We start from the raw sequence: 14828 nt of genomic DNA, 5'->3' as shown, positions 1-14828 counted from the left end.
GGGCATGGACTTCACGGCGGGGGAGCCGGTCGCCTGGACTCAACCCTGACAGCATCTTTACCCCAGATTTTTAGGTAGGAATCCGAGGGTAAATCAGTGGCCCATGCGCGTCAAGCGTGCACACGGTCGCGGCGCTAGGTCTGGCAGGCTCAGGCGTAGGGGGTGTCAGCTCAGCGCGCGTGCGGAAACGATCAGCCTGGAGAGCCGCGGACGCCGTGCAGCGGGCGTGCAACTTGTGGCGGTGATCACGGAGCGAGGGCGGTGAACCACGGCCAACGGTGGCCGATATGGCAGGAGCACAAAAAGCAAGATCCCCACCTGCGTTTCCGCTGGTGGGGATCTCTGTAGCCCGGCGAAAGGCTATGTGGCCAGGGGCGGGGTCGAACCGCCGACCTTCCGATTTTCAGTCGGACGCTCGTACCAACTGAGCTACCTGGCCGTGTTACTCGGCTCATGCTACCCGCCGACCTGACGAATCAGCGGCAGGGTCACACGCTCCGATACGCAGAACGCCGCGCGGGGCGCGGCGTCAGCGCTGCGGTCCTGACGGGACTTGAACCCGCGACCTCCGCCTTGACAGGGCGGCGAGCACTCCAACTGCTCCACAGGACCTAGCTTGTGTTGCTCCGGCTTGCGCCGGTCGTGCCCCCAACGGGATTCGAACCCGTGCTACCGCCTTGAAAGGGCGGCGTCCTGGGCCGCTAGACGATGAGGGCGGCCCCGCCATCATTGCACACTCGCAACTTCAAGCGGACTTGCTCCCATCCGGCCCCGCCGGAGGCTTGGAAAGCATACGTGATGCCTGGTCGGTCGACAAAACCGGTATCGCAGGAGCTCCAGCGAGGCGAATAACCGCAGGTCAGGGCGTTCTAATGGAGTCGGGCGATGCCGTAGCGGCGCTTCAGGTCGGCGATCAGGTGCGGGCAGGCGGCGAGCGTCGCAGCCCGGTCGCCGCCGCCGTCGTGCAGCAGCACGATGGCTCCGGGGCGAGCGGCGGAGTGGATGCGCTTGGCGATCGTCTTGGCGGTCGGCTTGTTCCAGTCCTGCGGGTCGACGGTCCAGTGCAGGGGGCGCATGCCGAGTTCCTTCGCCACCGTCAGCACCTCCGCTGTCCAGCGGCCGCCTGGCTGGCGGTAGAAGGGCACCGGGGCGTTCGGGGCGGCCGCCCGGATGGCCTTGTTGGTCCGGGTCAGGTCGGCCCGGATCTCGGCGACCGGTCGACGGGCCAGATCGAGGTCGTGCCGCCAGCTGTGGTTGCAGAGCTGATGTCCCTCCCGGACGATCCGTCGAATCAGTTCGGGGTGGCGCTGGGCCTCGTGGCCGACGACACAGAAGGTGGCGCTCACCCGGGCAGCCCGCAGTTGGTCGAGCACCTTGGGAGTCCAGGTGGGGTTCGGGCCGTCGTCGAAGGTCAAGGCCACCGGCTTCACACCGGTGGTGCGCCGCAGGCCGGACGGAAGGGTGGACGGCAGCGGTCGCAGCGGCGGCTTCGGCGGCTTGGTACGTGTGGGGCGCGGCGTCGGTGTGGGCGGCGTGGTCGACTCGATCGGCTGTGGCCCGCCGGCGGCGTGAATGCTGCCGCGCGGCTGCGCGCAACCGGACAGGGCCAGCACCACGGCGAGGACGGACGCCAGGGCGGCGCGGGCTTGCATCTGTTCGCTCCCGGGGGTCGGGGCAGGCGGACCACCGACGGTAGTGGAAGCCACCCCGAGCCGACAGGGCCGGTCAGGTCCCCGTCGACTGGTCCAGCGAGTCGCGTACCGCGACGGCGAGGGAGAGCGCCTCGGCCAGGTCGAACGGTCGCACCACCCCGGCGGGCAGTGTGTCGGCCTGCCAGCCGGGGCCGGCCGCGAGGATCAGCAGTGGGCGTCGGGGCGCGGCGAGCAGGGCGACGAGCTGGGCCGGATCGGCGGTGGCCCGGGTGTGCGACCAGAGCACCACGGCGGCCGGGCCGGTTCGCGTGACCGCCTCGACGAGGGCGGCAAGCGGTACCCGCGCACCAAGCATCCGGTAGCTGATCCCGACCTCGGCGAGCGCGGCGGCCAGCGCCTCCAGGGGCAGGCTGTGTTGCTCCTCGTCGGCGCACGACAGCAGAATGCGGGCGGGGCCGGTGGGCGCGTGGGCCCGACTGGTCGCCGCGAACGCCTCCGACACGCAGCGGGAAATCAGATGTTCGACCTCGACCAGGGCGCCGGTGGCGGCGTGCCGCTCGCCGACGCCGACGAGTACGGGACGCAGCAGGTTCTCCCAGGTGGCGACGACACCGCTGGCGGTCAGGGCGTGCGCGATCGTCTCGTTGATGGCGGCGGCGTCCAGTCGCATGGCGGCGCGGGCCAGCCCTCGGGCGGCCGGGCCGGCGCGACCCACCGGGATGGATCCGCCGCCGTCCCGGTGGGGCGGGCGGAGCCGATTTCCGTTACGAGCGACGTCGGCGGCCACCTGGTTCGGTGCCTGGCGTGCCCACCGGGCCGCCTCGGCAGGACTCACACCTTCGGCGGTGAGCCGCCGCATGATCTCGAGGCGGGCCAGGTCGGCGGGCGTGTACCGGCGGTGGTGGCCCGGGACATGCTCGCTCGGGCCGAGCCCGTAGCGCTGGTGCCAGGTGCGCAGCGTGGTGACTGCCACCCCCAGCCGCCGCGCGACGGCGCCAGCGCTCAGCGCCTCATCGGCCACCCGACCGCTCCGCCGCGTCATCCGCCGACGATCCGGACGGGGTCACGGCCGGGCCGGGTGCGCCCGGCGTCTCGCCAGAGGGGCGCAACAGCCGGTTCACCACCCCACCCAGCCACGGTGCGTACGACCGGGGGTCGCGGTCCAGCTCGGCTTCGAGGGCGGCAGGATCTGCCCAGCGCAGCTCGGCCACCTCGTCCGGGTCCGGTTGCAGTGGGGCGGCGGGCAGGAACTCGCCGCGCAGCACGTGGTCGTACTCGAATTCGACCCGACCGGTGGTCGGATCCTCGGCGTAGTAGACGTAGACGCCGACCTCCGTCAGCTCGACCGGGCCGGTGCCCAGCTCCTCGCGTAGCCGCCGGTTGGCGGCCTCGGTGAGCGACTCGTCCGGTTGGGGATGGCCGCAGCAGGAGTTGGCCCACCGCAGCGGAAACCGGGTCTTGACCGCGGCCCTGCGCTGCAGCAGCACCTGGCCGTCCGGGTCGACAAGCAGCACCGAGAAGGCCCGGTGGAGCTGCCCCGGCGGCTGGTGGGCTGTTGCCACCGTGGCTGCACCGAGGGCCTGGCCCGCGTCGTCGACCAGTTCGACGAGGTGTTCCTCGCGGCTGCTCATCGGCCCTCCCCGGTGATCCGACCGGCGGCCAGCTTGCCGGAGATCAGCACCATCGGCACACCGACCCCCGGTTGGGTGCCGGAGCCGACGAAGACCACGTTCGCCAGGTCGCGGTGCAGGTTCGACGGGCGGAACGGACCGGTCTGGAAGAGCGTGTGCGCGGCGGCGAACGGGGTGCCCGCGGCCATTCCCTGCTCCGCCCACTCGGCGGGGGTGATCGCCTGGAGCACCTCGACCCCGTCGCCGAAGCCGACGTAGCCGCGCTCCTCGAGGGTGCCGATCAACTGGTCGCCGTAGCGCCGGGTCAGGTCGCCACGCCACTCGAACGGCGCCCGGTCGAGGTTGGGCACCGGTGCGAGCACGTAGTAGGTGTGCCGGTCCGGTGGGGCAACCGACGGGTCGGTCCGGCTCGGGTTGGTGACCAGCAATGACGGGTCGGTCATCAGCTCACCCCTGCGGATGACCTCATCGAAGGTGCCCTTCCACGCGCGGCCGAAGTGGATGTTGTGGTGGGCGATCTTCGCATATCCCTGCCGCGAGCCGACGTGCAGGACGACGCACGACGGCGAGTAGGTGAGGCGGCGCGAGGGGGCGGCGGGTAGCAGATCCCGGTAGGCGACCGGCAGGTCCGGGTTGAGCACCACCACGTCCGCCGGCACCAGTTCGCCGTCGGCGGTGAGCACGCCGGTGGCCCGGCCGTTCACGGTCTCCACGCGGGTCACTGTGGTGTCGTACCGAATTTGCACGCCGTGTTTCTCGGCGGCGCCGGCCATGGCCCGGGAGACCGCGTGGATGCCGCCGCGCGGGAAGTAGACACCGGCCACCGAGTCGAGGTACGCGATGACCGCGTAGATGGCCAGCGCGTCGTGCGGGGCGAGGCCGGCGTACATCGCCTGGAAAGAGAAGATCCGCTGGGTACGCGGGTCACGGAAGAACTGGTTGATCTTCGTCTGGAGGCGGCGGAAGGCACCGCCGGTGAGCAACTTGAGCAGGTTGCCGGTGATCAGGTCGGTGGGGGCGTCCAGGTTGCGCTCGATGAAGTCGGTCCGCTCCAGCCGCCACAACTCCCGCGCGTAGTCGACGAAGCGCAGGTAGCCGTCGGCCTCGCGCGGCCCGCAGACCCGGGAGATCTCGGCAGCCATCCGCGTGGTGTCGGTGAGCACGTCAAGCGTGGAGCCGTCCGGGTAGTACGCCCGGTAGGCCGGGTCGAGCGGGGTCAGGTCGAGCCAGTCGTGCAGCTCCTCACCGACCGCGCCGAGCGCCTCGGCGATCAGGTCGGGCATGGTGAGCACCGTCGGGCCGGTGTCGAAGTCGTAGCCGTCCACCGAGAGCCGACCCGCCCGGCCGCCGGGCACCGGCTCGCGTTCCAGCACTGTCACCTGCCGGCCGCTGCCGGCCAGGTGCAGCGCGCAGGCCAGCCCACCCAGCCCGGCGCCGACGACAACCACCCGATCCGTTCGTCCCGTCACCGTGCGCACGTGACCTCCTTGAAAAAGTCGCTCATCAGGCCCGCCGGTCGGTGGCGGCGGTGGCCAACCCGGTCAGCGCGGTCCGCGCCGTCCGGTCCACGGGCGCGGCGTCGAGCGCGGCCAGCGCGTCGCCCACCCGCTCGGCGATCATCCGTTCCACCCGCGCCACCGCGCCGGTGTCGGCTACCAGTTCGGCGAGCTCGTCGACCGGCCCGGTGTCGGCTTGATCCAACGCTCTGCGCTGGGCGGGCGTGGCCAGTTGCCGGGCCAGCATGAGCAGTGTGGTGGGCTTGCCGGTGCGCAGGTCGTCGCCGGCCGGCTTGCCGGTGGTGGCCGGGTCGCCGTAGACACCCAGCAGGTCGTCGCGGAGTTGGAACGCCTCGCCGACGGCAAGGCCGTAGCGGGTGTACGCGGCGACGAGCGGGGCGTCGGTGCTCACTCCGGCCAGGGCGGTGCCGAAGAGCAGCGGTCGTTGCACCGTGTAGCTGGCGGTCTTGTAGCGGGCCACCCGCAGCGCCCGGTCGACAGTCCAGTTGGCCGCGTCGTTCTCGCCGAGCACGTCCAGGTACTGCCCGGCGATCGTCTCCACCCGCATCTGGTCGTAGCAGCGGCGGACCTCCAGCAGCCGTGCCGGCGGCACTGCGGCGTGCGCCAGCAGCCGGTCGGCCCAGACCATGCAGAGGTCGCCGATGAGCACAGCGGCAGCCTCGCCGTAGCGGTCTGGATCGCCCCGGTGGCCGGCGGCGACGTGCTGGGCGGCGAGCGCGACGTGCGCCGTGGGCCGGCCGCGCCGGGTGGCGGAGTCGTCCATCACGTCGTCGTGCACCAGCGCGAAGGTGTGCAGCAGTTCGAGGGCGGCCAGCGCAGGCAACACCGGTGGGAGTGATTCGCTGCCGCCGGACGCGCCCCGCCAGCCCCAGTACGCGAACGTGGACCGGAGACGTTTCCCGCCGACCAGGACTGCGTCCCGTGCGGCTGCCGCGAATTCGCCCATCGCTGCGTCGATCTGAGCGAGGGATTCGACCTCGGCGGTGAGGAAAGTGGTGAGGGTGTCGTTGACGGCGGTGCTCAGATCGTGGGTGTACGCAGCCAGGACGGCACGGACCGGATCGTCCCTGTCGCCCGGCTCTGTCGGAGCCACACGGATCGCGTTGCCCGTCGCTGCGTCGTTGGCCATGTGGGCGAGCGTACCCTAGGCTACGAGTTGCGTCGATTGGTGCGTCGATAATTGAGGAGGGTCCGGTGGACACGGATCTCACCGCTGCCTATGACCGATGCCGTGAGCTGCACAAACGCCACGGCCGCACCTACTATCTCGCCACCAGACTGCTTCCCGCCTGGAAACGGCGACACGTGCACGCGCTGTACGGCTTCACCAGGTACGCCGACGAGATCGTCGACCGCACCGAGGACCTTCCGCCGGCCGAGCGGGCCGCCCTGCTCGACGACTGGGCCAGCCAGTTCGTGGCCGGTCTGCACGGCGCGCAGGTCGACGACCCGTTGCTGCCGGCCGTCCTGCACACGATCGCCATCTTCGATCTCGACCGGGACGACTTCGCGTCGTTTCTCAAGAGCATGGCGATGGACCTGACCGTCACGGCGTACCCGACGTACGACCACCTGCTCGACTACATGGAGGGCTCGGCGGCCGTCATCGGCACCATGATGCTGCCGATCCTGGGCAGCTCCGACCCGGCCGCTGCCCGCGAGCCCGCCCGGCAGCTCGGCTTCGCCTTCCAGCTCACCAACTTCATCCGGGACGTCGCCGAGGACCTCGACCGGGGCCGCACCTACCTGCCCGACGAGGACCTTGCGAAGTTCGGCGTCACCCGCGACGACCTGCTCGAGGCCCGCAACCGAGGGCGCGGCACGCCCCGTATCAGAGAGCTGATCGAGTACGAGGTGACCCGAGCCCAGGCGCACTACGCCGCCGCCGCACCGGGCATCACCATGCTCGCCCCTGCCTCGCAGGCCTGCATGCGCACCGCGTACGCGCTCTACGGCGGCATCCTCGACGAGGTGGCCGCGCAGAACTACGACGTCTTCGCTCGGCGTGCCCTCGTGCCGCAGCGACGGCGGATGGCGGTGGCCGCCCGCGCACTGCTCACCCCGACCGGCACCCCCGTCACGATTCCCGGGCCGACGATCCAGCCGGCCGCCCGCTAACCGCCAGCTGCACTGCAAGAAAGGGCACCTTATTAACGCCTGGTGTTGTAGAAGGGGCCCTTCCTAACAAGCGGTCAGAGGCAGGAGTGCAGGGCTTCCGCCAACTCGTCGACACGATCGTGCTCGGCCAGCGTGGCGGTGGCGTACGCGAAGGTGTAGCCCCGGCCCGGGTCGGCCCACGCGCTGCTGCCGCCGATGCCACCCATGCCCCAACTGCCGTCCGGCTCCCACTGCATGCCCAGCGTCCACTGGGCGACCCGGTCCAGCACCAGGTCCGGCCCGTCGTACTGGACCCTCGTCGCCTCCGCCACCAGGTCCGGGCTGACCAGGCGTACGCCGTCCAGGACACCGCCGGCCAGCAGACCGGCGTAGAGCCGGGCCAGGCCGGCGGCGGTGGCGTGCAAATTGACCGCCGGCACCTCGGCGCCCCGCCAGAGCGGACTGTTCAACACGGCCAGGTCGAGCCCACCCGCGGGGTTGCCGATGGCGCGGGCGCGCAACGAGCCCGGCGTACCGAGCGCTCGGGTCGGCCACTGCGGGTCGCCGTAGCGCAGGTCAGCGCAGCGCCGCTGATCCGCCGCGGCCAACCCGAAGCCGAGGTCGAGTCGCCACGGGCCGGCGATCTCGTCGGCCAGGTAACGCCCCACCGACCGACCGTCCACGCGGCGGACCAACTCGCCCACCAGGTGGCCGTACGTCCACGCGTGCTCACCGGCCACCGAGCCCGGCGTCCACTCGGGGTCGGCGGCGGCCAGATCGCCGGTGAGCAGCGCCCAGTCGGTGATCGCCGTGGCCGGCCGGGGCACCGGGAAGGCCGGCAGTCCGGCGGTGTGCGACAACACCTGGCGCACGGTTGCCGGGGTACGGAACTCCGACCAGTACCGCGTCACCGGCGCGTCGATGTCGATCCGTCCCCGGTCGACGAGCATCAGCAGGCAGAGTGCCGCGACGGGCTTGCCGACCGAGTAGACGTTCACGAGCGTGTCGTGCCGCCACGTCCCGCCGTCGTTCCCGGCGGTGGTCCGTGACCCGCCGTCGGGCCTGTCGGTGGTCCGTGACCCGCCGACCAGGTCGACCACCGGGTGACCGTCGTACCAGATGGCCAGGCTGGCCCCGGTCTCCCGACCGGAGCTGAGCAGGTCGTGGAAGCAGTCCCGGACCGGGGCGAAGCGCGCGTGCATCAGGCCACCGTAAGTGGAGTTGCCGCTCCCCGTGCCTCTGGCCCACGTTCTGCTCGCACGCGGCCCTGGAGTGCTCTGATGAGCGTGATACCTCAGAGTCATATTGATGACTCTGAGGTATCAAGCTCATAGCATTGACCGATATCCGGCGCGGAGGCGCGGAGGCGCTGCCTGGTGAAGGCGGCAAGACACCGCAGCGGAACGGCAAATCCCGACGATCCTGCTGTTCATTTCTTTCAGTAATGTGACGTACGATTGCGGCCGTGACCAAGCGGTTGACTGAAGTTGCCAAGAAGGCGGGCGTCAGCGAGGCCACCGTCAGCCGGGTGCTCAACGGTCGGGACGGGGTCTCCGAGGCGACCCGGACGGCCGTGCTGACCGCGCTTGACGTGCTGGGCTACGAGCGACCGACCAAGCTGCGTGGCGAGCGCGCCCGGCTGGTCGGGCTGGTGCTGCCCGAGTTGCAGAACCCGATCTTCCCGGCGCTCGCCGAGGTGGTCACCGGATCCCTCGCCCAGCGCGGCTACACGCCCGCCCTCTGCGCCCGCACCATCGGTGGTGTGTCCGAGATGGACTACGTCGAGATGCTCCTCGACCACCAGGTCTCCGGCGTGATCTTCGCCGGTGGCTCGTACGCGCTGGCCGACGCCCGCCACGACCACTACCGCCGGCTGACCGATCGGGGCCTTCCGGTGGTGCTTGTCAACGCCGGCGTCGACGAGTTGGGCTTTCCGCGGGTCTCCACAGACGACGCCGTGGCGGTGGAGCAGGCGTACGGGCATCTGCGCTCGCTCGGTCACGAGCGGATCGGGATGGTGCTCGGCCCGGAGGGGCACGTGCCGTCGCGCCGCAAGCTGGACGCGATGGTCCAGGCCGCCGGTTGGGGTGACGCCGAGCGTGAGTGCGTGGAGCGTTCGAGCTTTTCGATGGAGGGCGCACGGGTCGCCGCGACCAAACTTGTCGAACGTGGCGTGACAGGCATCATCTGTGCCAGCGACGTGCTGGCTCTGGGCACCATCCGGGCCGCCCGGCGGCTGGGTCGTGCGGTGCCGACCGACATCTCGGTTGTGGGCTTCGACGACTCGGCGTTCATGACCTGCACCGACCCGCCGTTGACCACGGTGCGGCAGCCCATCGAGACGATGGGTCAGGCCGCTGTGGACCTGCTCGTCACCCAGATCGAGGGCGTCGGCGTCCTTCAGGACGAGTTGCTGTTCGAACCGGAGCTGGTTGTTCGCGGCTCCACCGCACCGGCCCCGGGTCGCTGACCACGCCCGTGCGCTGACGCTGCCGGGGTACCGACCCGTACCCATCTGACGACGTTCGGCCGTCGACCGCTCACCAGCGGTCGGCGGCCGTTTTCGTCGTTGCCCGGCCCTCGCCGGCAGCAGCCTGAGCGCCACCTGGTCAAAGAGCGGCAAAAGCTCTCAAGGTCACCCCAGCCCCGCATCACTATCCCTATCTGTCACTCAGATGTCGTGTCTTTTCATGTTGCAGTCGCACTCTTGCTGAAGCGAGTTCTCATCGCTACAGTGACGTCACTCACACCTGGCACCGGCGCAGCTACAAGGCGTCAGGTCTCACCACCGCAGATTCAGCGACGTCATGGAGACACCCGTTCCCGAAGGGATGGACAGATGTCCGTACCGCAATACCGAAGGGCTGCGGCGTTAGCGCTCGTGGCCGGCCTGGGGCTCAGCCTCACGGCGTGCTCCACGAAGAGCGACGACAAGGACACGACCGCTGGCGGCAAGGTCACCATCACTGTCGACTGCCAGCCCGTCGGCGCGCAGAAAGAGCTGTTGAAGAACTGGAACGACGATGTCGCCGAGTTCCAGCGGCAGAACCCGGACATCGTCATCAAGAGCGTGAGCGTCGGCGAGCAGTGCAACAACCCGCCGGACTTCACCGCCCGCCTCGCCGGCGGCACCGTGACGGACGTCTTCTACGGGTACATGACCGATCTCCAGCAGGTGCTGGACTCCGGTCAGGCGATGGACATCTCCGAGTACGCGAATAAAGACACCGTCCCCACCTGGGACAGCATCGACCCGGCGCTCAAAGAGGTCTTCAGCGACGGCGGCAAGCTCTACGCCGTCCCGGTGAAGAACTACTCGATGGGCCTGGTCTACAACAAGGCCCTGTTCCAGCAGGCCGGGCTCGACGTGAACAACCCGCCCAAGACGTGGGCCGACGTCCGGGCCGCAGCCAAGAAGATCTCCGCGCTCGGCAACGGCATCGCCGGCTACTCGGAATACAGCGCCGGCAACACCGGCGGCTGGCACTTCACCTCCCTGCTCTACTCGCAGGGCGGCCGGGTGCTGACCGAGGACGGCAAGAAGGCCGACTTCAACAACGCCATGGGCAAGCAGGTCCTGCAGAACCTCAAGGACATGCGGTACGGCGACAACAGCATGGGCGCCCGCCAGCTCCTCCAGTGGGGTGACCTGCTTACCAACGCCGGTGCGGGCAAGGTCGGCATGTTCATCGGCGCACCGGACGCCACCCAGGCGATCGTCAGCCAGTTCCAGGGCAAGTTCCAGGACTGGGCGATGAGCCCGCTGCCCGGCCAGGACGGCCTGGCGAAGGGCACTCTCGGCGGCGGCGAGGGCTACTTCTTCAAGAAGGGCCTCACCCCCGAGCAGGTAAAGGCCGGTCTGAAGTGGATCGCGTACCAGAAGTTGACCCCGGGCAAGGGGCAGTTCGACTACGTGCGGGCCAAGCCGCAGAACTACCCGGTGGGTCTGCCGCAGCCGCTGCTCTTCGCCAACGGCAGTGACGCGCAGAAGCAGGAACTCGAACTGCGCAAGGCGAACGCGAACGTCGACACCGCGAACTTCGCGATCTTCGAGGCGACCCCGATCCCGATCAAGGGCGAGCCCCGCAACGCGCAGGCGATCTACGCGGTGCTCGACGCCGCGATGTCCGGGGTGCTCACGAACCCGAACTCGAACATCGACGCGCTGCTCAAGACGGCCGAGGACAAGGTCAACCAGCTCCTGTCCGCCCAGAGCTGACCGGCAGGTGTGGGGGCCGTGGCACCCGGCCCCCACACCCCGTGCCGCACCGTCCGCGTCACTGACTTGGAGTTGCCTTGACGATCACCACCGTCCCGGAGACCCCCAGCAAACCGGGCCGCCCGACGTCGCCGTACCCGGTGGGGCCGCAGCGCACCAGCCTCGGCCGCAAGGTACGGGACAACCTCACCGGGCACGCGTTCCTGATCGGCGCGGTGCTCTGCTTCGTGGTCTTCTCCTGGTACCCGATGATCCGCGGCATCGTCATGAGCTTCCAGCGGACCCGGCGCGGCGAGACGACCTGGGTGGGCTGGGACAACTACCTGCGCATCGTCGACGACCCGAGCTTCTGGACCGCCTGGAAGAACACCGCCTACTTCACGGTCCTCGCGCTCGCCCTCGGGTACGTGGTGCCGTTCTTTGTGGCGATCCTGCTCAACGAGTTCCGCCACGCCAAGGGATACCTGCGGATCCTGGTCTACCTGCCGGTGATGCTGCCCCCGGCCTCGGCGCTGTTCCTGTTCAAGTTCTACGCGTACGACCCCAGCGAGGCGGGGTTGTTCAACGCGATCCTGAAGGCGTTGCACCTGCCCACGTCGCAGTGGATGCAGTCGCCCGGGATGACGATGCCCGCCATGGTGCTCGCGTCGACCTGGATGAACATGGGCGGGGCCGTGCTGATCTACCTGGCGTCGTTGCAGAACATCCCCGGCGAGCTCTACGAGGCTGCCGAGTTGGACGGCGCCGGGATCTGGAAGCGGATCCGCCATGTGACGATCCCGCAGACCCGGCTGATCCTCGCGCTGCTGGCGATGCTCCAGATCGTCGCCACCATGCAGGTGTTCATCGAGCCACTCATTCTCGCCAACGGCGCGGGCGCGGAGGACTCCGCGACATCGGTGGCGTACCTCATCTATCAGCACGGGTTCTTCCAGAACGATCTCAACGGCGCCGCCGCACTGGGCGTGATCATGCTCGTGGTGCTGGCCGGCTTCTCCGCCGTGTACGTGCGGCTGACCGCGAAACAGGACTAGGACGGCGAGAATGGCACAGGACTCCGGGACCCGGACCCTCATCTCCCATGCCCAGCTCAGCAGGGGGCGCGGTCGGGTCATCTACTGGGCACTGCTGGCCATCGTCGTGGCCGGCTTCACGCTCGTCTTCCTCGGCCCGCTCTACTGGATGGTCACCGGCGCGCTCAAGTCCGGCCAGGAGATCGCACAGACCCCGCCGACGCTGTTCCCGAAGGACCCCCAGCCGCAGAACTACATCGACGCCTGGAACAACCTGGCCCTGGCCAAGCTGCTGTTCAACACGTTCTACTACGCGGCCGGCGCGGTGCTGTTCCAACTCGTCTTCGACAGCGCGGCGGCGTACTCACTGTCCAAGCTCCGACCGATCTTCGGCAACACGATCCTCGCCCTCATGCTGGCGACGCTGATGATCCCGGCGATGGTGCTCATCGTGCCGCAGTACGTGACAGTGCTCGACCTGCCGATCCTGCACATCAACCTGCTCGACTCGCCGTTCGCGATCTGGCTGCCGATGGTCGCGAACGCGTTCAACATCTTCCTGTTGAAGCGGTTCTTCGACTCGATTCCCGAGGAGTTGATGGCGGCGGCCCTGGTGGACGGGGCGACGCCGCTGCGTACGCTCTGGTCGATCATCCTGCCGCTGTCGCGTCCCATCCTCGGGGTCGTCTCGATCTTCGCCGTGACGGCGGTCTGGAAGGACTTCCTCTGGCCGAAGCTGGTCATGCCGTCACCCGAGACCAGGACGGTGAGCGTCGGCATCTACACCTTCGCGGGCGGTACGCCGATGAACGTGGTGATCGCCGCGTCGGTAATCGCCGCGATCCCGACCGTCATCATCTTCCTGGTCTTCCAGCGGAACATCATGTCCGGTCTGACCGCGGGAAGCCTCAAGGGATGACCACCACCGCAACACCGCGGCGACCAACGGTGGTCCGCTCCGAGACAGAGACAGGTCGGCGAGCACGTCGACGTACTGACGCAGAAAGCAGGTGCTCGTGTCCACAGCAGACAGAGGTCCGTGGTGGCGTGGGGCGGTTATCTACCAGGTGTACCCGCGGAGCTTCGCCGACGGCAACGGCGACGGCATCGGCGACGTCGCCGGCATCCGGTCCCGGCTCGACCACCTGTCCGCGCTCGGCGTCGACGCGATCTGGTTCAGCCCCTGGTATCCGTCGCCGATGGCGGACGCCGGCTACGACGTGTCCGACTACCGCGACATCGACCCGGTCTTCGGCACCCTCGCCGAGGTGGAGGCGCTGATCACGGAGGCGCACGAGCTGGGTATCCGGACGATCGTCGACGTGGTGCCAAACCACTGCTCCGACGCGCACCCGTGGTTCCAGGCGGCGCTGGCCGGCGGCCCGGGAGCACCTGAGCGGGACCTGTTCTGGTTCCGCCCCGGCCGTGGTCCGAACGGCGATCAGCGGCCCACCGACTGGGTCGGCGAGTTCGGCGGCGAGACCTGGACCCGCACCACCAACCCGGACGGCACCCCCGGAGACTGGTACCTGCACCTGTTCGCCCCGCAGCAGCCGGACTTCAACTGGGACCACCCCCGGGTGCGGGCCGAATTCGAGGACATCCTGCGGTTCTGGTTCGACAGGGGGGTCGACGGCATCCGGATCGACTCGGCCGGGCTGCTGGTCAAGGACGGGACGCTGCCGGAGGTCCGGCCGGACCAGCCGCACCCGTTCCACGACCTCGACGGCGTACACGACATCTACCGGGGCTGGCGGCGGGTCGCCGACTCGTACCCCGGCGACCGGGCGCTGATCGGCGAGGTGTGGCTGCCGGACCGGCAACGGTTCGCCAACTACCTGCGCCCCGACGAGCTGCACGCGGCGTTCAACTTCGACTTCCTCGGCTGCGCCTGGGACGCCTCGGCGTTGCGCGAGAGCATCGACGGGACGCTTAGCGCGCACGCCCCGGTCGGCGCGCCCGCCACCTGGGTGCTGTCCAACCACGACGTCACCAGGCACGTCACCCGCTACGGCCGGGCGGACACCACGTTCAGCTTCGCCGCCAAGCGTGAGGGGATCCCCACCGACCTGGAGTTGGGCACCCGCCGGGCGCGGGCCGCCGCGCTGCTGTCGCTGTCGCTGCCCGGCGCCGCCTACGTCTACCAGGGCGAGGAGCTGGGACTGTGGGAGGTCGAGGACATCCCGTACGCGCTGCGCCAGGACCCGATGTGGGAACGCTCCGGTCGGGTCGACCCAGGTCGGGACGGCTGCCGGGTGCCGCTGCCGTGGGCCGGTGACGAGCCGCCGTTCGAGTTCAGCCCCGAAGGCGCGGCGGCACCCTGGCTACCCCAACCGGCCGACTGGAAGGACCGGACGGTCCGGGCGCAGACCGGCGACGCGACCTCGATGCTGGAGCTGTACCGGGCGGCACTCACCCTCCGGCGGGCCGAACCGGCGCTCGGCGACGGCGAGTTGACCTGGCTGCCCGCCCCGGACGGTGTGCTCGCCTTCAGCCGCGGCGAAGGCTTCCGCTGCCTGGTCAACCTCTCCGACACTGCTGTGCCGTTGCCACCGGACGGGGAGTTGCTGCTGGCCAGCGGCCCACTCGACGACGGGCTGCTGCCGTCCGACACGGCCGTCTGGCTGCGTACCCCCGAACTGGCTGGCGGGACGCGCGCGGCGGACGGTACCGCCTCGACCTGACCTGGCCGGCGGACC

12 protein-coding genes and 3 tRNA genes are annotated in these 14828 nt (G+C 69.6%); 6 read left to right on the top strand and 9 right to left on the bottom strand.

Annotated elements, in window-relative coordinates:
• Window positions 1-365: 365 nt before the first annotated feature.
• From ACPXB1_RS06355 to ACPXB1_RS06320, 8 genes are all read right to left on the bottom strand, one after another.
• Window positions 366-439 (bottom strand) — tRNA-Phe (locus ACPXB1_RS06355).
• 99 nt (window positions 440-538) lie between these two features.
• Window positions 539-612: transfer RNA gene (locus tag ACPXB1_RS06350), tRNA-Asp, on the bottom strand.
• A 31-nt stretch (window positions 613-643) separates the two neighbouring features.
• Window positions 644-716 (bottom strand) — tRNA-Glu (locus tag ACPXB1_RS06345).
• A gap of 153 nt (window positions 717-869) precedes the next feature.
• Window positions 870-1652, bottom strand: a complete 783-nt coding sequence (locus tag ACPXB1_RS06340; RefSeq protein WP_355587836.1) for a polysaccharide deacetylase family protein — start codon at window positions 1650-1652, stop codon at window positions 870-872.
• A gap of 73 nt (window positions 1653-1725) precedes the next feature.
• Window positions 1726-2673, bottom strand: a complete 948-nt coding sequence (locus ACPXB1_RS06335; RefSeq protein ID WP_425735022.1) for a MerR family transcriptional regulator — start codon at window positions 2671-2673, stop codon at window positions 1726-1728.
• The gene (idi, locus tag ACPXB1_RS06330; RefSeq protein WP_355627370.1) at window positions 2663-3283 is read right to left on the bottom strand and encodes an isopentenyl-diphosphate Delta-isomerase; all 621 of its coding nucleotides are present in this window, start codon (window positions 3281-3283) and stop codon (window positions 2663-2665) included. Before idi ends, ACPXB1_RS06335 begins: the two co-directional genes overlap by 11 nt.
• Complete coding sequence (gene crtI / locus ACPXB1_RS06325; RefSeq protein ID WP_355627373.1) at window positions 3280-4761, bottom strand: phytoene desaturase family protein; 1482 nt, start codon at window positions 4759-4761, stop codon at window positions 3280-3282. Before crtI ends, idi begins: the two co-directional genes overlap by 4 nt.
• Before the next feature lie 25 nt (window positions 4762-4786).
• Window positions 4787-5929: a polyprenyl synthetase family protein gene (locus ACPXB1_RS06320; RefSeq protein ID WP_355587841.1), complete on the bottom strand. Its 1143-nt coding sequence runs from the start codon at window positions 5927-5929 to the stop codon at window positions 4787-4789.
• A gap of 65 nt (window positions 5930-5994) precedes the next feature.
• Between ACPXB1_RS06320 and ACPXB1_RS06315 the strand changes: the two genes are divergently transcribed.
• The gene (locus tag ACPXB1_RS06315; RefSeq protein WP_355587843.1) at window positions 5995-6918 is read left to right on the top strand and encodes a phytoene/squalene synthase family protein; all 924 of its coding nucleotides are present in this window, start codon (window positions 5995-5997) and stop codon (window positions 6916-6918) included.
• Window positions 6919-6992: 74 nt separating this feature from the next.
• On the opposite strand, the gene ACPXB1_RS06310 is transcribed toward ACPXB1_RS06315, so the two are convergent.
• Entirely contained in the window at window positions 6993-8099 is a 1107-nt protein-coding gene (locus tag ACPXB1_RS06310; protein ID WP_425734916.1) for a serine hydrolase domain-containing protein, read from the bottom strand.
• A 263-nt stretch (window positions 8100-8362) separates the two neighbouring features.
• Here ACPXB1_RS06310 and ACPXB1_RS06305 point away from each other — a divergent pair, with 263 nt between their 5' ends.
• From ACPXB1_RS06305 to ACPXB1_RS06285, 5 genes are all read left to right on the top strand, one after another.
• Window positions 8363-9367 carry a LacI family DNA-binding transcriptional regulator gene (locus tag ACPXB1_RS06305; protein WP_053652044.1) on the top strand — a complete coding sequence of 335 codons (1005 nt, stop codon included), beginning with the start codon at window positions 8363-8365 and terminating at the stop codon, window positions 9365-9367.
• 369 nt (window positions 9368-9736) lie between these two features.
• A complete protein-coding gene (locus ACPXB1_RS06300) occupies window positions 9737-11116 on the top strand; it encodes an ABC transporter substrate-binding protein (RefSeq protein ID WP_053652046.1) in 1380 nt (459 codons plus the stop codon).
• Window positions 11117-11193: 77 nt separating this feature from the next.
• Window positions 11194-12150, top strand: a complete 957-nt coding sequence (locus tag ACPXB1_RS06295) for a carbohydrate ABC transporter permease (protein ID WP_425734915.1) — start codon at window positions 11194-11196, stop codon at window positions 12148-12150.
• A 10-nt stretch (window positions 12151-12160) separates the two neighbouring features.
• Window positions 12161-13048 carry a carbohydrate ABC transporter permease gene (locus ACPXB1_RS06290; RefSeq protein WP_425734914.1) on the top strand — a complete coding sequence of 296 codons (888 nt, stop codon included), beginning with the start codon at window positions 12161-12163 and terminating at the stop codon, window positions 13046-13048.
• A gap of 97 nt (window positions 13049-13145) precedes the next feature.
• Window positions 13146-14813, top strand: coding sequence for a glycoside hydrolase family 13 protein (locus ACPXB1_RS06285; protein WP_355587851.1), 1668 nt, complete (start codon window positions 13146-13148; stop codon window positions 14811-14813).
• Window positions 14814-14828 lie beyond the last annotated feature (15 nt).

This window comes from Micromonospora sp. DT68, assembly GCF_049847245.1.
Classification (GTDB): domain Bacteria; phylum Actinomycetota; class Actinomycetes; order Mycobacteriales; family Micromonosporaceae; genus Micromonospora; species Micromonospora profundi.
Note: the sequence above shows the minus strand (reverse complement) of the source record. Positions and strands in the feature narration are given on the sequence as shown.